At 64.3% G+C, this 19,116-nt stretch carries 16 protein-coding genes; 10 read left to right on the top strand and 6 right to left on the bottom strand.

Features of this window, described 5'->3' with window-relative positions; genetic code table 11:
* Window positions 1–57: 57 nt before the first annotated feature.
* From ACEWPL_RS14210 to ACEWPL_RS14195, 4 genes are all read right to left on the bottom strand, one after another.
* Window positions 58–1,710, bottom strand: coding sequence for a mechanosensitive ion channel family protein (locus tag ACEWPL_RS14210; protein ID WP_393932072.1), 1,653 nt, complete (start codon window positions 1,708–1,710; stop codon window positions 58–60).
* A 60-nt stretch (window positions 1,711–1,770) separates the two neighbouring features.
* Window positions 1,771–2,835, bottom strand: coding sequence for a quaternary amine ABC transporter ATP-binding protein (locus ACEWPL_RS14205; protein ID WP_393932074.1), 1,065 nt, complete (start codon window positions 2,833–2,835; stop codon window positions 1,771–1,773).
* Window positions 2,836–2,842: 7 nt separating this feature from the next.
* Window positions 2,843–3,871, bottom strand: a complete 1,029-nt coding sequence (locus ACEWPL_RS14200; RefSeq protein WP_393932077.1) for an ABC transporter permease — start codon at window positions 3,869–3,871, stop codon at window positions 2,843–2,845.
* Between the two features lie 76 nt (window positions 3,872–3,947).
* Window positions 3,948–4,910, bottom strand: a complete 963-nt coding sequence (locus tag ACEWPL_RS14195) for an ABC transporter substrate-binding protein (protein WP_393932079.1) — start codon at window positions 4,908–4,910, stop codon at window positions 3,948–3,950.
* Between the two features lie 179 nt (window positions 4,911–5,089).
* Between ACEWPL_RS14195 and ACEWPL_RS14190 the strand changes: the two genes are divergently transcribed.
* The gene (locus ACEWPL_RS14190; protein WP_393932081.1) at window positions 5,090–6,064 is read left to right on the top strand and encodes a LysR family transcriptional regulator; all 975 of its coding nucleotides are present in this window, start codon (window positions 5,090–5,092) and stop codon (window positions 6,062–6,064) included.
* A 12-nt stretch (window positions 6,065–6,076) separates the two neighbouring features.
* Here the strand turns inward: ACEWPL_RS14190 and ACEWPL_RS14185 are convergent, their stop codons facing one another.
* Entirely contained in the window at window positions 6,077–7,594 is a 1,518-nt protein-coding gene (locus ACEWPL_RS14185; RefSeq protein ID WP_393932083.1) for a trimethylamine methyltransferase family protein, read from the bottom strand.
* A 180-nt stretch (window positions 7,595–7,774) separates the two neighbouring features.
* Here ACEWPL_RS14185 and ACEWPL_RS14180 point away from each other — a divergent pair, with 180 nt between their 5' ends.
* From ACEWPL_RS14180 to ACEWPL_RS14140, 9 genes are all read left to right on the top strand, one after another.
* Window positions 7,775–10,210: a GcvT family protein gene (locus ACEWPL_RS14180; RefSeq protein WP_393932085.1), complete on the top strand. Its 2,436-nt coding sequence runs from the start codon at window positions 7,775–7,777 to the stop codon at window positions 10,208–10,210.
* Between the two features lie 6 nt (window positions 10,211–10,216).
* Entirely contained in the window at window positions 10,217–11,302 is a 1,086-nt protein-coding gene (locus tag ACEWPL_RS14175; protein ID WP_393932087.1) for a GlxA family transcriptional regulator, read from the top strand.
* Window positions 11,211–12,224 (top strand): D-cysteate sulfo-lyase, encoded by a 1,014-nt coding sequence (gene cuyA, locus ACEWPL_RS14170; protein WP_393932089.1) that lies wholly within the window; start codon window positions 11,211–11,213, stop codon window positions 12,222–12,224. Before ACEWPL_RS14175 ends, cuyA begins: the two co-directional genes overlap by 92 nt.
* A gap of 14 nt (window positions 12,225–12,238) precedes the next feature.
* Window positions 12,239–13,432, top strand: coding sequence for a DegT/DnrJ/EryC1/StrS family aminotransferase (locus ACEWPL_RS14165; protein ID WP_393932091.1), 1,194 nt, complete (start codon window positions 12,239–12,241; stop codon window positions 13,430–13,432).
* The gene (gene cuyB / locus ACEWPL_RS14160; RefSeq protein WP_393932093.1) at window positions 13,429–14,130 is read left to right on the top strand and encodes a cysteate racemase; all 702 of its coding nucleotides are present in this window, start codon (window positions 13,429–13,431) and stop codon (window positions 14,128–14,130) included. Before ACEWPL_RS14165 ends, cuyB begins: the two co-directional genes overlap by 4 nt.
* Window positions 14,131–14,134: 4 nt before the next feature.
* A complete protein-coding gene (gene hisD, locus ACEWPL_RS14155; protein ID WP_393932095.1) occupies window positions 14,135–15,412 on the top strand; it encodes a histidinol dehydrogenase in 1,278 nt (425 codons plus the stop codon).
* A 96-nt stretch (window positions 15,413–15,508) separates the two neighbouring features.
* A complete protein-coding gene (locus tag ACEWPL_RS14150) occupies window positions 15,509–16,483 on the top strand; it encodes a YeiH family protein (RefSeq protein WP_393932097.1) in 975 nt (324 codons plus the stop codon).
* A gap of 263 nt (window positions 16,484–16,746) precedes the next feature.
* Window positions 16,747–17,343 (top strand): toxin-activating lysine-acyltransferase, encoded by a 597-nt coding sequence (locus ACEWPL_RS14145; protein WP_393932100.1) that lies wholly within the window; start codon window positions 16,747–16,749, stop codon window positions 17,341–17,343.
* Complete coding sequence (locus ACEWPL_RS14140; RefSeq protein ID WP_393932103.1) at window positions 17,343–18,332, top strand: Hint domain-containing protein; 990 nt, start codon at window positions 17,343–17,345, stop codon at window positions 18,330–18,332. The genes ACEWPL_RS14145 and ACEWPL_RS14140 overlap by 1 nt, the downstream gene beginning before the upstream one ends.
* A 7-nt stretch (window positions 18,333–18,339) precedes the next feature.
* Here ACEWPL_RS14140 and ACEWPL_RS14135 read toward each other — a convergent pair whose 3' ends face one another.
* The gene (locus tag ACEWPL_RS14135) at window positions 18,340–19,116 is read right to left on the bottom strand and encodes a DUF2189 domain-containing protein (protein ID WP_393932105.1); all 777 of its coding nucleotides are present in this window, start codon (window positions 19,114–19,116) and stop codon (window positions 18,340–18,342) included.

The raw sequence follows: 19,116 nt of genomic DNA, 5'->3' as shown, positions 1-19,116 counted from the left end.
CAGATGCCGTCAGGTTCCGAAATCAGATCGGCAGGAGTGCCGCGCGGTGGCGGCGCTTCACTTGCGCTGCAACTCCAGCCGGTCTTGCGGCCACCAATCGGGATAGTCTTCGCGGATGCGCTTGAGCAGGTTTTCCCGCAGGCGCATCGCGGTCTCCCACCCGGTCGAGGGATCGGGGGACATGGCGTAGAACGACAATTCCTGCCCTGCCTCGCTATGCCCGGTGACGGCCGCGAAAAGGTGATCATGCTCGATCACCCCGTCGTCGTTCTTGGCCAAGTCAAAGAAGATCTCTCGCAGCACATCCATGTCGGCGCGATGATCCAAAAAGATCGTGATCGTCTTGAGGATGCGTGCGTCCGTCACCGACCAGTTCTCGAAAGGCTGCGAGACGAAATACTTGACCGGCACGATGATCCGCCGCTCGTCCCAGGTGCGCAGGCGCAGGAAGGTGTAGAAAATGCTCTCGACATAGGCCCAGTTGCCCTCGAAGAGGATGCTGTCGCCGATGCGGATGGGCTTGGCGAGGGCGATTTGCAGCGACGCCATGATATTGCCCAACACCGCCTGCCCGGCGATGCCCAGCAGCACCGTCAGAACGCCCGCCGAGGCCAGCAGCGACATGCCGAGCGATTCAAACAGGTTGAGCCGTGCCAGCACAACGATCACCGCGATCCCGACCATGAGCAGCACGATGATGCGGCGGATCGCGTAGATCGAGGTATAGAGCTCGCGCTCGTCCAGGCTGCGTGTGTCATCGATATCGCCGATTACGCCGCGGGTAACGCGATCCAGCACCGCATCGACGATCTTAAGCGCGGTAACGCCCAACCCGGACACCATGACGATCAGCAGGAAGGGCCGCAGGATGGTTGTCGCCGGGCCGGAGAAGGAGACGCCAATCTTCAGCATGAATTGCGCCGCCAGGGCAACAGCCACAAAGCCCAGCGGCACGCGCGAGCGGTTCAGCGCCTGCCGGATCAGGGGCCGGTTTATCTTGGCCGCCGCCCAGCCGACGATCCGGCTGACGAGCCAGCCCAAACCGAATAGCGCTGCCAGCATGACCGGCAGAAGCAACCATTCCCACAGGCGCAACCCGCCAAGCTGCACCGTCAGGCGGTCCGGGATGTAGCGCTCAAAATGACGCGGGCCAAACGCATCATAGAGCACCGGGATGTTCTGAACGGTCTGGGGCGTGAACAGCCAGACGGCGTCCATCTCGGGCGCCTTGTAGCGGCCAAGACGGATTTCATAGGCCTGCCCCTTCAGCTCAACCATCTTCAGCCCGATATCGCGGCGCGGCTTGCCAGCAAGCGCGTTGTTGGACGTTCCGGTCTCAAGCATCGCGTCAGGCCGCGCCGACAGGCCGGCCCAATCGATCCAAAGCTGGCGCTCGATCACCAGGGCAAGCTGGCGCGCCAGTTCCGCGCCATCCTCCGCCCGGCTGCCTTCGGGCAGGTCAGCGAGGTTCAGGTACTGCGCGGCGTCCGAATACCGCTCGTCCCCGGTCAGGGCCATGAAGTTGCGCACCGTCTCGCGCGGGGTGCGGCGCTGGATATCGGGGCTCTTCGGCTCCGTCTCCAGTGCCGAGGCACTGATCTCGTACCAGGAGCCGTCTTCCTCCTGCGCGGACAGGGGCGCGATGATGCCCAAAAGGACAATCGTGAGCGCCAGAACGTGAAGGCAGGTCTTGAGAAAGAAACGCGGCATAGCCGCGGATGGTGTCGGGAAAACGTCTCAAGATCAAGCTGGTAATGCGGGGCGCCGTTCTCAGCCCAAGGCGGCGCCGTCCGAGGCCTCTCTCTCGGAGACACTGTAGGGAATGAGAGCGGACAGAAGCTCGGGCATCTCGATCTTGCCGATGGACTGCCCGTCCTTGAGAACCATGATCGTCGCATTCGCGCGGCCTTGCGCGGATTTGATGACCGTCTCCAGCGTATCGTTCCAATCGACTTCGCCGACCACCACGCCATCCGGCTCGCCCTCAGAGGCGATGGTGCCGGCGCGCAGGACGCGGGCGCGATTGATATCGCCGACGAAGGCTTCGATATAGGGGTCGGCCGGGTTCATCACGATCTCCTGCGGCCCGCCCTGCTGAATGACGGCGCCGTCCTTGAGGATCACCAGGTGATCGGCCAGTTTCAGCGCCTCGTCCAGATCGTGGGTGATGAAGACGATGGTCTTGTGCAGCTCTCTTTGCAGTTCGATCAGAAGGTCCTGCATGTCCGTGCGGATCAGCGGATCAAGCGCCGAGAACGCCTCGTCCAGCAACATGATCTCGGTATTGGCAGTCAGCGCGCGGGCGATGCCCACCCGCTGCTGCATCCCGCCCGAGAGCTGGCGCGGATAGCGGTTCTCGAACCCCGACAGCCCCACCCGGTCGAGCCATTTGCGTGCCTCGTCCTCGCGGGTCTTGCGGCCCACGCCCCGGATCTTGAGGGCCGTCGCCGCGTTCTCCAGCACCGTCCTGTGCGGCAGCAGGGCGAATTTCTGAAACACCATCGACATGGATTTGCGGCGCATGTTGCGTAGGGCCGCCTTGTCGAGGCCGGTCACGTCCTTGCCGTTCAGCAGGATCTCACCGGCGGTCGGCTCGATCAGGCGGTTCAGGTGGCGGATCAGCGTGGACTTGCCCGAGCCCGAGAGGCCCATGATCACCGTGATCTCGCCCGCCTGCATGTCGATGTCGATATCCTGCAGGCCCAGAACATGCTTGTGCTCTTCCAGAAGCTCGGGCTTGCCCATACCGTCGTCGCGCACCATAGGCAGGACGCGCTTGGGCGCCGTGCCGAAGATCTTGTAGAGGTTGCGGATGCGGATCATCGGAGCGTTCATGGTCTCATCACTCCGATTCATGGGTGGGGTCAATACGTTGCAGCGCGGCCTTGGAGCAGCGGTCCAGCACCACCGCCAGAAGGACGATGCCGAAGCCGGCCACCAGGCCCACCCCAAGCTCGAGGTTGCGGATACCGCGCAGCACCAGCACGCCCAGACCCGGCGCCGAGACCAGCGAAGCGATGACGACCATCGCAAGGCTCATCATGATGGTCTGGTTCACGCCCGCCATGATATTGGGCAGCGCCAGTGGCAATTGCACACCGTAGAGCTTTTGCCGGTCCGTCATGCCGAAGGCGTCGGCGGCCTCGATCACGTCGCGGTCCACCAGCCGGATCCCCAGATCGGTCAGCCGGATCACCGGCACGATCGCATAGAGGATGATCGCGATACCGTAGAGCTTTGGCTCGGTCACCGAGAAGAGGAAGATCAGGGGGATGAGATAGACGAAGCTGGGCAGCGTCTGCAGCATGTCGAGAATGGGCAGCATCACCCGCTGCGCCCCGTCCGAGCGCGACATCAGAATGCCGATTGGCACGCCCAGAAGCACGCTGAGCCCGGTACAGACAAAGATGATCGACAAGGTCTGAAGCGCGACGTCGAGATGGTCGATCAGACCGAAAAAGAGAAAGACGATGGCGACGAAAACGGTGATCCCCACCTTGCGGGTCGCAAACCAGGCGGCCAGCACCAGAAGCGGGATCAGAATCCACCACGGCGTCGTGGTAAAGGTATAAAGCGCGCCCTCCAGCATCCAGGACAGCGGCTGCGTCAACGGGTCGAGCACGAATTTCAGGCTGTCCTTGATGGCGAGAAAGCCCTGCTCGACATTCACGGTCATGTCGCGCGATTGCGGGATCGCATTGCAGGCCTCGTGCAGGGCATCGAGCGAGGGGAACGGGAACGCCGGGCCGGAGCCGTCGGTATCGCCGCTCTGGGCCAGCAACTGGGCCATGCTCATTGGCGACTCGGACGCATTTGCGTCGCACCAGTCGCGCAAACCCAGCCCATCGAATACCTTATCATAGCCCGCCAACGATAGTCTCCTGCTTGCGTGTCATCAGGTCATGGCCCAGCCGGCAGAGCCAGCCGGGCCAGATACCGGAGTCAGATTACTGCAGAACCGCCGACAGCTTGTCGCGCGCGGAATCGTTCAGCCAACCGGCCCAAAGATCCTTGTTGTTGGTCAGGAAATACACCGCGCCTTCCTCAGCCGAGGCGTTGTTCTCTTCCATCCAGGCCAGCACGCCGTTCATCTGGTCGTTCGTGAAGGTCATGTTGGACAGCAGCTCGGCGATCTCCGGCTCTCTTTCCTGGAAATCGGCGGTGGCAGCGGTCTTGACCGCCGCACGCGGATAGGCCGAGATGCCCGGTTCGGCGCATTCGGTCGAGCTGTTGCATTCGTGGGTGTCGGCGTCATAGCCGCCCATATCGACCAGAACCATCGGGTATTTGCCCAGAATGGCGGTCGGCGACCAGTAGAAGCCGAACCAGGGCGCCTCATCGGCATAGGCCGAGGCGATGGCCGTGGCGAGCGTCTCGCCCGAGCCGTGGTTGAACACCTCGATACCTTTGCCTTCCATGTCGATGACACGGTTGATGTTGTCATTGACGGGCCGGCAGCCCCAGCCGTCGGGGCAATTGTCGAAACGCCCGCCGACCAGATCGGGGTTGGCCAGGATGCCGTCCAGCGTCGCCGCCTCGGGATGGGCATCGACCACGTATTGCGGCACCCACCACCCTTCGACGCCGCCATCGGACAGCACGTCGGCCAGCTCCACCAGCTTGCCTTCTTCGACCAGCTTGGCATAGGCGGGGGCGGTGTTGACCCAAAGCTCGGTCAGGATGTCGGGCGTGCCCGTTTCGGCGACAGCGGTCAGCGCCGTGGGGGTGGAGGACGGCACTGTCGTCACGTCACATCCGTAGCCCTGCTCCATCAGAAATTTCGCGACCGAGGTCACCACGTTGGCCGAGGCCCAATCCATCTGGGTGATGGTCACCTCGCCGCACTCCTGGGCCATCGCGGGGGCCGCGAAGCCGAGGGCGCAGGCGGATGTCAGAATAAGACGTTTCATGTTTTCTCCCTTTTATTGCTATTGCGCCCTGCAGACCGCGAAGGCGTTTAAAACGCGACGCTTCCACGTTTTGGGAGATGGGTAGATCAATTTAGATCATGTCAAACATTTTGATATTTATAGTTTCATCTATTGCGACTAAACTGGCGTGACTCGACCAACTCGCCGGTGACCGCCCCATGCCCCGCCCCTCCGCCTCCAAGGATCTCAGCCTCAAGTCGCTGGAGCTGTTTCAGATCTGCGCCAAGAACGGATCGCTGCACGCCGCCTCCCTCGAAAGCGGCCTGACAGTGAGCACCGTATCGCACCACCTGCGCAATCTGGAGGAAAACCTAGGGGTCGAGCTTTTCAATCACGCGCGCAGGCCCATGGTGCTGACGCCCAAGGGCCGCGCATTTTTGCGCAATATCGACGATGCTCTCTTCTCGATTCGCAAGGCCAAGGCCGAGGCATCCGCGGGGAGCGTCGCCGAGGCCAGTTACCTCAGGCTGGGCACGATCGAGGATTTCGACAGCGATATCACGCCCGAGCTGGCGGTCTACCTCTCGGCCAAGATGCCGGCCTGCGATTTCATGTATCAGACCGGCTCCAGCCACGAGCTCATCGAGATGCTGCGCAACCGCCAGCTGGATCTGGCGATCACGACGGCCCCCTCCGAGCGGCTGAGCGATCTGCAGGATCGCCCCCTGCTGCGCGATCCCTTCGTCGTGGTGCTGCCGCTGGTGAACGAGCAATCGCTTGCGGATATCGTCGAGGGGCGGACCAAACTGCCTTTCCTGCGGTTTTCGGGAAACCTGATGATCGCGCGCCAGATCGAATCGCAGCTGCGCCGGCTGGGGGTGACCTCGCCGCACAGGTTCGAGTGCAGCAACAACCAGACACTGATGGCCATGGTGGCCGCCGGCGCGGGCTGGACCATCACCACCCCGATGCTCTTCTCGCGGGCCAAGAGGTTTCAGCCCAAGCTGAAGATGCACCGCTTTCCGGGCAAGAATTTCGCGCGCACGCTGGCGCTTGTCTCGACCCCGGACTGCTCCAGATCGGTGATCGAGCTGGTGGATGGAAAGATGCGCAGCCTGATCCGGGACTATGCCATCGCCCCGTTCCACCAAAGCAATCCCTGGCTGGTCGACAGTTTCAAACTGCTGACATGACGGGGGCCGCGTTCAGAGGATCTTGAACTGCGCGCGGATCTCGCGGTCCTGCTCGGGCGTCAGGTAGGCGGGCTGGTGATCGCGCAGGATGGTCTGCGCCCTGCGGCGCGCCCTTGTCCAGGCATCCTCGGCGCCCTTCGCGGCCCATGTGCGCGGCTCATCTCGATCCGCGAGCGAGGGGTAGAAGTAATCGCGCTCCATCGCGGAATAGGTATGCGCGTTGCCCAGGAAATGCCCGGCGCCCAGCACCGCGTCGCAGATGGCGTCAAAGCCCAGGTTTTCATCCGTCACCTCGATGCCCCGCAGGGCGCGGTACGTGTGCGAATGCATTTCGTCATCCAGCACGAACCCCTCGAAACTGGCGCCCAGAAGCGAGGCGGTCATGCCCGAGCTTTCATAGATCAGGTTGCCCCCGGCAAGGGCCGCCGCCATTGACGTAATGCCCTTTTCCATCCCGTATTGCGCGTCGATCGCCTTGGCATCGGTCATCGAGCAGGCGACGCCCGAGGGCAGGCCCAGCCAGTTCGACAGCTGCGACGAGGCGGCATTCAGCACCGCCGTCTCGCCGCTGCCGCCCGAGAAGGAGCCGGTGCGCAGGTCCACGACCAGCGGCCAGTTGGAGAAGACCATGGGAAATCCGGGCTGGATCGCATGCACCATGACAAGGCTGGCCAGCGTCTCGGCCAGCGATTGCGCAAGGAAACCGGCCAGCGTCGCGGGCGCCGTTGCTCCCGCCTGCGCTGCAGTGATGCAGGACATGGGGATGTTGTGGCGAATGCATTCGTAGACCACGTCCACCGCATCCTCACCGTAACGCATGGGCGAGATGACGGGGCTGATATGCGCCTTCATGAAGGGTCGCTTGGAAAACTCGCCCGGTCCCCCGGCGGCGATGTCCAGCATCCGCACGATCGGCTCCACATGCTCGGCCAGGGTAAAGGCGGTCGCCGTCGGCTTGGTCGTGTTCTTGAGCAGCGCGTAGACGGTGTTCACGTCCAGATCGTAATTGTCCGGAACGTCGGTGGCGATGCAGCAACGGGTGAACCAGCTGACATTGGACAGCGTGTCCTGCAGCCGGGTGAAATCATGCAGATCGGTCAGCGTCGCGGGCCGGTAGACACCGCTCTGCATATCCAGCGTTTGAACCGCCGCGCCGCCGGTGCCGAAATAGACCCGGTTGCCGACCACCTCGATCGAGCGGGCCGGATCACGGCCATGCAGAACGAACGTCTTGGCGGCCTGATCAATCGCTGTCTCGACCAGCGCGGGCGGAAAGAGGACGCGCCCCGCGCCGTTATCGACGGCCCCGGCGGCAAGAAGGTCCTCGCGCAGGCGCGCAGGCACCTCTCCCATTCCCAGCTTTTCCAGAAGATCGAGCGCGGTATCGTGGATGCGCCGCAGCTCGGCGTCGGTCAGCGGCTTGTAGCTGCCGCCGGTCTGGCCGGGCGGGCACGGGTCCAGCACGGGCCTGGCGGCGCGCAGTGCCATTCGCTCCTGGCGTCCGGTCCGTCTTCCGCGCAGCACTGTCATATCCTGCCCCACCATTATTCAAATTGAGTCATCTGCACATTGGCCCTGCCACGCAAACCTTTCCGCATTAATATCATTACATCGCAAACAGCTTTCGATATTTTGACAAACACCCAGCCGACCATTGCGGCGCCCCACCCTTGCACCCCTTACTTCGCGCAGGTTTATCGGAGGCGCCTCATGAAATCGCGGACCAAGGTTGTTGTCATCGGCGGCGGTATCGCCGGTTGCTCGACGCTCTATCATCTGACCCAGGAAGGCTGGACCGACGTCGTCCTGATCGAGCGGGACGAGCTGACCTCGGGCACCACGTGGCATTCGGCCGCGCAGGTGACGAATTTTGGCGGCAACCAGACCATGGTTGGCCTCAAGAGCCATTCCATCGCCCTCTACAAGAAACTGCGCGACGATCCGGACTATCCCGTGGGTTATCACCACGGCGATGGCGGCATTCGTCTGGCCAATACCGAGGCGCAGATGCAGGGCTATCGCCACTTCGCCTCGATGGCGCGCGGCATGGGCGTCACTTACGAGGTAATCGACGCCGAGGAATGCGCCCGCCGCCACCCCCTCATTTCGACCGACAACCTTCTCGGCGGTCTCTGGGATGGCGAAGACGGCGATATCGACCCCGCGCAGCTGTGTCAGGCGCTGGCCTTTCATGCGCGCAAGGCAGGGGCCGAGGTCTATCGCCAGACGAGTGTGACCGGCCTGACTCAGAAAGCCGACGACACCTGGACCGTCGAGACCGACAAGGGGACGATTGACGCCGATATCGTCGTCAACGCCTGCGGCTATCGCGTGAACGAGGTGGGCGCCATGATGGGCGTGCATCACCCGGTCGCGTCGATGGAGCACCAGTATTTCGTGACCGAGGATATCCCCGCCATCGTCGAGGCGGGCCACCGGATGCCGCTCTTGCGCTGCCCAATCTCGGACTACTATTCGCGCCAGGAAAAGAACGGCCTGCTGGTGGGCTTTTACGAGCAGGATTGCCGCACCTGGGGCATGGACGGGATCAGCCCGGGCTTCTCCAACGATCTCTGCCCCGACGATCTGGACCGCGTCATGGACGTGCTGGAAGGCGCGTTCGAGCGGATGCCCGTGCTGGCCGAGGTCGGCATCAAGCGCGTGGTCAACGGCCCGATCACCTACACGATCGACGGCGCGCCGCTGGTTGGCCCGATCCCCGGCAAGCGCAACGCGTTCTGCATCATCGGCCTGCGCGCGGGCCTGGGCGAAGGCGGTGGGCATGGCTGGCTTCTGGCGCAGCAGATCGTGCATGGCGAGGCGTGCTATGACACATGGGTCATCGATCCGCGCCGTTTCACCGGCCACACCAATGTCGAGTTGACGGCGCTGAAGGCGATCGAGGATTACCAGAACGAGTTCCGCTTCCACTTCCCGCACGAGCATCGCCCGGCGGGCCGCCCGGCCAAGACAACCCCGCTGACGCCGGTCATGGCCGCCGAAGGCGCGGAATTCACCGTCGTCAACGGCTGGGAGCGCGTCGATTACATCAAGCCCACCCCCGATTTTCACCCCACGCTCAGCTTCAACTTCGACGAGGCGACACCCGTTATCGCCGCCGAGATCAAGAATGTGCAGGAGAATGTCGGCCTCTGCGAGGTCAATGGCTTCAACCGGTTCGAGATCACCGGCGCGGATCGCCACGCCTTTCTTGACCGCATGTTCTGCGGGGCCGTCACCAAGCGCGAGGGCCGCGTCGGTCTGGGCTACCTTTTGAACCATCACGGCATGGTCAAGGGCGAGGCGACCATCGCCAACCTGCCCGCCAGCGACCGTGGCCCCGAGCGGATCTGGTACGGCTCGGCGGCGGCGAGTGAATTTCACGATATGGACTGGCTGCAGGCGCATCTGAAGGACGGCGAAGACGTGCAGATCCGCAGCCTGACCAACGATCAGACGATCCTCGTGCTGGCTGGCCCCAAGGCGCGTGATGTCCTGTCGGCCTGCTCGCGCGGCGACTGGTCCAAGGCGGCCTTCCCGTGGCTCAGCGTCCGCGAATGCTTCATCGGCTTTGCCCCTGCCACCGTGCTGGGCGTCAGCTTCTCGGGCGAATTGGCCTACGAGATCCATGTGCCCAATGCCTCGCTTTATGCCGCCTACCTCGCGTTGCGCGCGGCAGGCGAGGCGCATGGGCTCATACTCTTCGGCGCACGCGCGGTCGACTCGATGCGCATGGAGAAAGGCTTCCTGCACTGGAAGGCCGACCTTCTGACCGAGTTCGACCCGTTCGAGACCTCGCTCGACCGTTTCGTCAAGCTGGAGAAGGGCGACTTTATCGGCAAGGAGGCGCTGCTCAAGCGCAAGGCCGAGGGCCTGCGCAAGAAGCTGGTGACGCTGAAAGTGGAGGCGGATCACGCCCCCGCGCATGGCGGCGCGTCCGTGATGCAAGGCGGCAAGGTCGTCGGCACCGTGACCTCGGGCGATTGGGGCCACCGGGTAGACATGAACCTGGCCTATGCCTTTGTCGAGCCCACGCTCAGCGCCGAGGGCAGCACCATGCAGATCGACCTCTACGGGGATCTGGTGGATGCCACCGTCATCCCGCCCTCGCCCTATGATCCCGATTACGCGTTGATGCGGGGGTAGTGCACCATGACGCGGGTTCAGGTCACTCTACTGGTCGAAGACGGGTTCGTCGCGACCGAGCTGGCACTGGTTCAGGATGCCTTGCGCATCGCGACCCGGCTGGGCCAAGGCATCTGCTTTGACCTGCGGGTTTGCAGCACCGCGGGATCGGAGCTGGTCGAGGCGATGGGCGGCATGCTGGTCCGCGCGGCGCCCCTGCCGCTGGACGATGCCACCCCGCCCGATCACCTCGTCGTGCTGGGCGGCGCCGGGATTGGTGCACGCTTTCAACAGTTGCTACCGCGCCTGCGCTGGTGCGAGCGGATGGGGCAGGACATCCTTCTGATGTCCGATGCCGCGACCGAATGGCAAAGGCTGAACCCCGAGGCCGAGCAGATCACCACCCATTGGGAGGATCATCAGGTCTGGTCCACGGCGCTCTGCGAGCTGGGCGGCGGTCTGCCGCTCTTCACCCGGAGGGGCCGTATCACGACGGCTGCGGGCATGATCTCGGCCGCCGACGTGATCCTCAATCAGATCGTCGCGCCGCGCTCGGCCTGGCTGGCGCAGGCGGTGGGCAACGTCCTTTTGATGGACCGCATCCGCGACGGCGCAGCCCCGCAGCCGCGCAGCGAGAACGACGTCAACGCCCTGCGCCTGGTCAATCTGGAGACGGCCATCGCCGCGATGGAAGAGCATCTGGAAGATCCGCTGCCCATGTCCCAACTGGCCACCATCGCGGGCGTGTCGATCCGCCAGTTCGAACGCAAATTCAAGCTGTTCCTGGGGCAAAGCCCGGCGGCCTTCTACCGGCAGCTGCGCCTGCGCCGGGCCAAGACCCTGATCGAGCAGACCGCCCTGCCAGTCGCCGAAATTTCGGTGGCCTGCGGGTTCGGCAGCCCGTCGAGCTTCTCCAAACTCTACGCCAGCGCCTTTGGCGTTTCTCCGTCACGGCGCCGCGCGCAACTCTCGGCCAAGGCCGCACCGCGCGCTCCCTCCTCGCAATCACAAGGATATCAAGATGCACCTGTCCCGCTTTCCGCGCGTTCGCCTCGCCCATCTGGCCACTCCGCTGGAGCCGATGAAACGGCTGTCAGAAGAACTGGGCGTTGATCTCTGGATCAAGCGCGATGATTGCACCGGCCTTTCCACCGGCGGCAACAAGACCCGCAAGCTGGAATTCCTGATGGCCGAGGCGCTGGAGCAAGGCGCCGACATGGTGATGACGCAGGGCGCCACCCAGACCAACCATGGCCGCCAGACCGCCGCCGCTGCGGCCAAGCTGGGCTTGGCCTGCCACATCCTCCTCGAGGATCGCACCGGCTATGACGATGCCAATTACAACGGCAACGGTAACGTGCTGCTGGATCACCTGCACGGCGCGACGACGCAGAAATTCCCCGGCGGCCATGACATGCCCGGCGAGATGGAGCGCGCGGCCGAGAAAAAGCGCGCTGAGGGGCACAAGGTCTACGTCATCCCCGGCGGCGGATCGAACCCCACGGGCGCGCTTGGCTATGTGAACTGCGCGTTCGAATTGCTGGCACAGGTGAATGATGCGGGCATGAAGATCGACCGCATCGTTCATGCCACCGGATCCTCGGGCACGCAGGCGGGCCTTGTGACCGGCATGTGCGCGATGAATTCGCAGATTCCCATCCTTGGCATAGGCACCCGCGCACCGCAGCCCAAGCAGGAGCAGATGGTCTATGACCTTGCCTGCAAGACGGCGGAAAAGCTGGGCTGCCCCGGCGTGGTCCAGCGCGAGCATGTGATGGCCAACACCAACTACGTTGGCGAAGGTTACGGCCTGCCCACCGAGAGCGGCATCGAGGCGATCCACATGTTCGCCGAGCTGGAAGGCATCCTTCTGGACCCCTGCTATTCGGCCAAAGGGGCCGCGGGCCTCATCGATCTGGCACGCAAGGGCGAGTTCACGGGCGAGCGGGTGGTGTTCCTGCACACAGGCGGCGCCGCGGCCCTTGGCGGCTATGATTTCGCGTTTCAAAACAGCGACCGCTGGGTCACGCTCTGACGATGGACGCCGCCGTGGCACATAGGTTTACAGGCTCGTTCACCCAGCAGGAGCCTATCCCAGCCGAGGCGATCGACGCCGCGGTGGCGGTCCTGCAGTCGGGGCGGCTGCACCGCTATAACCTTGGTGAGGGAGAGGTCGGCGAGGTGGCGCAGCTTGAGGCAGAGTATCGCGATTGGCAAGGCAGCGCGTATTGCCTTGCCGTCACCTCCGGGGGTCAGGCGATGCAGATCGCGATGCGCGCCTGCGGGCTGCAATCCGGCGATGCAGTCCTGACCAACGGCTTTACCCTCGCCCCCGTGCCCGGGGCCATCAGCGCCGTGGGCGGCCATGCAGTTCTGGTCGAGATTGACGAAGCGTTGCGGCTGAATCTGGATGATCTGGAGGCCAAGATCGCCACCTCCGGCGCGCATATGCTGCTCTTGTCCCACATGCGCGGCCATCTGTGCGACATGGACCGACTGATGCGCATCTGCGACGGCGCGGGTGTTACCGTGATCGAGGATTGCGCCCATACGATGGGTGCACGCTGGAACGATACGCGCTCGGGCAATTTCGGCAAGGTGGCCTGTTTTTCGACCCAGACCTACAAGCACATGAACTCCGGCGAGGGCGGTTTCCTGACCACCGATGACGCCGAGATTGCCGCGCGGGCGACGATCCTCTCGGGCAGCTACATGATGTATGCGCGCCACGGCGCCGGCCCCGCGCCTGAGGCTTATGCCGAGGCACGCTACGACATGCCCAACTGCTCGGCCCGAATGGATGCACTCCGCGCCGCCATCCTGCGCCCGCAACTGGCGCAGCTGGATGCCAATGTGGAGCGTTGGAACGCGCGCTACCACTCCGTCGAGGCGGGACTGAAAGGCCATCCGCGCATCACCACCATCGCCCTGCCTGCGGCAGAGCTTCATGTCGGCTCGTCCATTCAGTTTCGGACGCCGAACTTCACCGTCGATCAATGCCGCGCCTTCATGGATGCGGCCAAGGCGCGCGGGGTCGAGCTGAAATGGTTTGGCGCGGCCGACCCTCTTGGCTTCACCTCGGCCCATCCCAGTTGGCGTTACGTGACGGCGCAGGACCTGCCCCGGACGGACCGCATCCTTGCCACGCTCTTCGACATGCGCCTTCCGCTCAGCTTCTCCGAAGCCGATTGCGCCCTGATCGCGCGGCTGATCGGCGACGCAGCGAATGAGGTGGCGCCATGAGTGGCAATCTTGTCGGCGTGCTGGGGGGTATGGGTCCCGAGGCAACCATCCTGTTGCAGCAGCGCCTTCTGGCGACGGTGACGGCCCGCGACGATGCGGATCACATCCCACTTTTGATCGACATGAACCCGCAGGTGCCCTCGCGTATCGCCCACCTGATCGAAGGCACCGGGATCGACCCCGCACCTACCCTTGCACAAATGGCGCAAAGACTGGAGTCGGCGGGCGCCACGGCGCTGGCGATGCCCTGCAACACGGCGCATCACTACGCGCCGCAGATCGTGGCGGCCGTCAGTATCCCCCTGCTGGACATGGTCGATCTCTCGGTCGCCCACGCTGCGCAGACCGTGCCGGAAGGCGCCAGCATCGGCATGCTTGCTTCGCCCGCCGTGCAGCGCGCCGGGGTGTTCGATCCGGCCTTGGGCCGCGCGGGCATGAGCGCGCTTTGGCCCGAGAACACGGGGGCCATGCTGGACGCGATCCGCAGCATCAAGGCCAATGGCGCCACGCTACATGCGCGGCAGATCCTGCAGGATGCCGCGGATGAAATGGCAGCCAAGGGCGCCGCGTGCCTCTTCGTCGCCTGCTCCGAATTCTCGCTGCTCGCCCCCGATTTGCGTGCCGACGTGCCCATCATCGACACGGTCGATGTGCTGGCCCGCGCGATACGTGACCACACCCAGATGAAATCGAGTTGACGCCATGGCCATTACCTACCTCAAAACTGCCGATCCCCGCCCCGCGGTCGAGAACAAGGATATCCGCGACATCGTGGCCATCATGCTGGCCAATATCGAGCGCGAGGGCGAGGCGGCCGTGCGGGATTACGCGCAGAAACTGGACGGCTGGACTGGCGAGATCGTGCTGTCGGACGAGGCCCGCCGCGCCGCCTGCGCCCGTGTGCCCGAGGGCCTCAAGAACGACATCCGCTTTGCTCAGGCCAATATCCAGCGCTTTGCCGAGGCGCAGAAGGCGACCATGGGCGAGTGCGCAATCGAGGTGATGCCGGGCCTGATCGCCGGCCAAAAACAGATCCCGGTATCGAGCGCGGGCTGCTACGTTCCCGGTGGCCGCTACAGCCATGTCGCCAGTGCGTTGATGACTATTACCACTGCCAAGGTCGCGGGCGTGCCGCATATCACCGCCGTCTCGCCCACGCGCCCCGATATCGGCATCCCTGATGCAATCGTCTTTGCGATGGACCTCTGCGGCGCGGACCTGATCCTGAACCTCGGCGGCGTGCAGGGTATCGCCGCCATGGCCAAGGGTCTGTTCGGCGGCAAGCCTGCGGATATCCTCGTCGGCCCCGGCAACAGCTATGTGGCCGAGGCCAAGCGGATGCTCTTCGGCGAGGTCGGCATCGACATGTTCGCCGGGCCGACGGATAGCCTCGTCATCGCCGATCATACCGCCTCGGCCGAGACCGTCGCCTGGGATCTGGTCAGCCAGGCCGAGCATGGCATGGACAGCCCCGTTTGGCTGGTAAGCACCGACCGCGCGCTGGCCAATGATGTGATCGCCCGTGCGCCCCAGGTGATCGACAGCCTGCCCGAGCCGAACAGGACGGCCGCCCGCACCGCCTGGGACGAGCGCGCCGAGGTGATCCTTTGCGATACCCGCGAGGAGGCCGCGCAAGTCTCAGACCGCTACGCACCCGAACATCTGCAGGTGCAGGCCGAGGACTTGGACTGGTGGCTGAACCGCCTCTCGGCCTATGGCTCGCTCTTTCTGGGCAAGGAGACCACCGTCGCCTTCGGGGACAAGACTTCGGGGCCGAACCACGTGCTGCCGACCAGCGGCGCGGCGCGCTATACCGGCGGGCTCTCGGTCCACAAGTTCACCAAGACGGTGACATGGCAGCGCTGCGATGCCGCCGCCTCGCACGAGCTGGCGCTGCGCACCGCGCGCATCAGCCGCGTCGAGGGAATGGAGGGCCATGCGCGCTCTGCCGAGTTGCGGCTGCGGCCCGAGCCCGCCTGACCGAACGCCGCGACCACCCTGCAAGACCGCTCTCCAAGCGCGTCAGAGTCCTGCCGATCCCACCCCCAATCCGGGAGCCTCGTCATCGTCACCCTCATGAAATCCCGGATCGAGCCCTATTTCGGCGGGCTGCTGCTGGCCACGGTCATCGCGGCCTCTGCTACCTTCATGTCCGAGCATTACGGCGCGCCGGTCATGCTCTTTGCGCTGCTGATAGGCATCGCCTTTCATTTCCTGTCGGCAGAGGAAAGCTGCGCTGCGGGCATTGATTTTGCGGCAAAAACGCTGCTGCGCTTCGGCGTCGGCCTCTTGGGGTTGCGCCTCGGGATAGCCGAGGTGACCAGCCTTGGCTTCGCCCCCGTCGCCGCGGTCATCGGCTTCGTTCTGGCGACGCTCGCCTGCGGGGCGCTGATGTCCTACCTTTTCGGGCGTCGGCTGGCCTTCGGAATGCTCGCTGGCGGGTCGGTCGCGATTTGCGGCGCCTCCGCGGCCCTAGCCATCGCCTCGGTTCTGCCCACGCACAAGGATCGCGAGCAAGACACGCTCTTCGTCGTGATCGGCGTCACGGCCCTGTCGACCATCGCGATGATCACCTACCCGATCCTCTTCCAGTCGCTGGGCCTCAGCGACGTCCAGAGCGGCTTTCTGGTGGGCGCGACCATCCATGATGTCGCGCAGGTCGTCGGGGCTGGCTATTCGATCAGCGAAGAGGCCGGCGTCATCGCCACCTATGTCAAGATCCTGCGCGTCGCGCTGCTGCCGGTGGTGATGCTGGTCGTGATGCTCAGCTTCCGGGGCGCGCAGCAACAGCGTCTCAGCGTGCCGTGGTTCCTGGTGATGTTCGCGCTCTGCGCCGTCGCGGCGAATACCGGGATCGTCCCGGCCGCGCCCCTCGCCGTGCTCAACGAGGTGTCGCGCTGGTGCCTCGTTATAGCGATCTCGGCGCTTGGCGTGAAGACCAGTCTGGGGCGGATTGTCAAGGTGAAGTTCAGCTACAGTCTCATCCTGATCGTGGAGACGGTATTTCTTCTCACGATTGCGTTGGTCTACACGATCTACCTCAGCTCGTAGATGCATCGCGCCGCACGCGGGCACCGGGCCGCTGGGCAACACCCGCGCGCGGCGCATCCGCGACATGCAGAGATTTCTTGAAAAACAAGGCGCTTCTGGCTTACCCTTCAAACCCAAGAGCGCATCAATGCGCCGTAAAGAGCAGTCCTCAGAACCGGGCACACATGGCCGCGCCGACATTTCCTGGCCTCAATTCCCAGGAACAGCAGTTTCGCACCTCGCGAAGAACCGTGCCATTGCCCCATAGCCCGACAGGCCCATTGGTGAGCACGCAAGATCAGGATTTCATTCGCGCCTCGCTTCGCCACCTCGCGGTCCTGAGCAACGCTGCGCGCAAGGGCGAGCGGCCCGAGCCCTTTCCGCACGATTGGTTCAACTGGCCTCAGGACATGCTGGCAGATCTGGGCGCGATGAGCTTTCTTGCGGCGCTCAGCCCTTTTCACCAGACACGCAGCCATGCCCAGCTTGTCACCGATCTGGAACCGGCGCTGAGGCTGGGGCAATACCGGATCTTCCGAAGCGACGGCTATCCGCGCGCCTTCGTCACATGGGCCGGATTGGACCCCGACGCCGAGCGGCGCCTTGCGCTGGAGCACAAGAGTCTGGAGGCGCACCAGTGGAACGGCGGCACGTCGAAATGGATCATGGACCTCGTGGCACCGTTTGGTCATCTGGAACAGGTGTTGGAGGTGCTCGCCCAGAAACCTGAGGTGCGGCGCGTGCGCACGCTTTGGCATAACCGCCAGGCCACGCGCTACCGGATCATCGAGTGGACGCGCGAGCGCGATGGTGCCCCCGTTCGGCTGGCCTCATATGGCGTCGGACAGTTCGGGCGTCATCTTGACGCCGAGGCGGTCTGATGGGCACGCCGACCATTGGCGGCGATACCTCCGGCTCGGTTCTGGAGGGTAGCGGGGCGATCGTCACCGGCAATCTGGACGATGTGGGGGCCTTTACCGGCACCAATGACGACACCTGGTCGATCAGCAGCGCGGCGGGCTATGGCACCGCGACGATCAACCCCACGACCGGCGTCTGGAGCTATGATCTGAACGACAGCAATCCGGTGGTCAAGGCACTGGATCCGGGCGACACGCTGACCGACGTGTTTACCGTCACGATGCTGGATTCCGATGGCAGCACGGATACGCAGGATGTCACGATCACCATCAACGGCGCCGTCTGCTTTGCCAGCGGCACATTGATCGAGACCGAGGACGGCCCCCGCCCCATCGAAGAGCTGACGCCCGGCCAGCTCATCATGACCGCCGACCACGGCGCGCTGCCGCTGCGCTGGATCGGCAGCATGCAGTATTCGGCAGCGCAGTTGCAGGAGGATGAGACACTCTGTCCGATCCTGATCGAAGCCGGGGCGCTTGGCCCCGATTGCCCACGGGACAACCTTTCCGTTTCGCGTCAGCACCGGATGCTGGTACGCGGGGCGGCTGCGCGCGATGCGTTCGGCAGTGGCGAGACGCTGATCCCGGCCATTCACCTTGTCGGCCTGCCGGGCATCATGGTGGACCGGCACCGCGCGGGCGTCACCTACTATCACCTGCTCTTTGACACCCATCAGATCGTCTTTGGCAATGGTGCCCCCAGCGAAAGCCTGCTGCTTGGCCCGCAGGCGCTGCGCATGCTTTCGGCGCCAAGCCTGGCCGAGATCGCGGCCCTCTTTCCGCAAATACACGAGGCCGGATTCACGGCGAAGCCAGCACGCCGATTGGCCAAGAGCGGACGACAGATGCGCCGCCATGTCGATCTGCTCCGCGAGTGGAACGCGCGGCCCATCGCGGGCTTCTCGCTGCGTGCACTCCGCGCGGGGCTCCGGAAAAACCGCGTGGCGTAAGGCCCGCCTAGTCTGTCTTCAGCCCGGCATAGACATGCCAGGATGCGTGGCCCAGCCAAGGCAGCACCACGAGCAGGCCTAGAAATGCCGGGATCATCGCCAGCACCAGCACCACCGCGATAAAGGCGGCCCAGCCCAGCATCAACGCGGGGCGGGACGCCACCACCATGACACTGCGCGCGGTCGCGGTGATGCAATCCACCTCGCGGTCCAGCAGCAGCGGCAGGCCGATCACGCAGATCGAGAAGAGAAACAGCGCGAACCCCGCCCCGATAACCGAGCCGAAGGCCAGCATCATCAGGCCATTGGTGCTGAAAAACACCTCACCCGAGGACATGATGTTGGTCATCGGCTTGAGGCCCAGAAAGAGGGCAAAGATCATGTGCCCCAGAAAGAACCAGAATAGCAGCATCGTCATCATCAGCGCGCAGAGCATGGGCAGGTGGCGCGCCCGCTCGTAGCGCAGCGCATGCAGGACGCGCCCGACCGAGGGTTTCTCGCCCAGCCCGCGCAGGCGCGAGACCTCGTAAGTGCCCAGCGCCGCGAAGGGCGCAACCAGCGGAAACCCGAAGACGCCCAGCACGAACCAAAAGGTGTGCCCGGCCCAGACGGTAAGGGCCGTCATGCTCCACCCCGCCAGCAGGCACAGGAACGCGACGATCAGACCGAACGCGGGTGCGGCGCGGAAATCCTGCCACCCGGCGACCAGCGCGGCGCGCAGGATTTCGGGCGTGGGGGTGCGCAGCTCGGGCACCCCGTGGGCGCGATCGGCAGTGATGTCCAT

This window comes from Roseovarius roseus, assembly GCF_043355935.2.
Classification (GTDB): Bacteria; Pseudomonadota; Alphaproteobacteria; order Rhodobacterales; family Rhodobacteraceae; genus Roseovarius; species Roseovarius roseus.
This window is presented reverse-complemented; position numbering and strand designations above follow the sequence as displayed.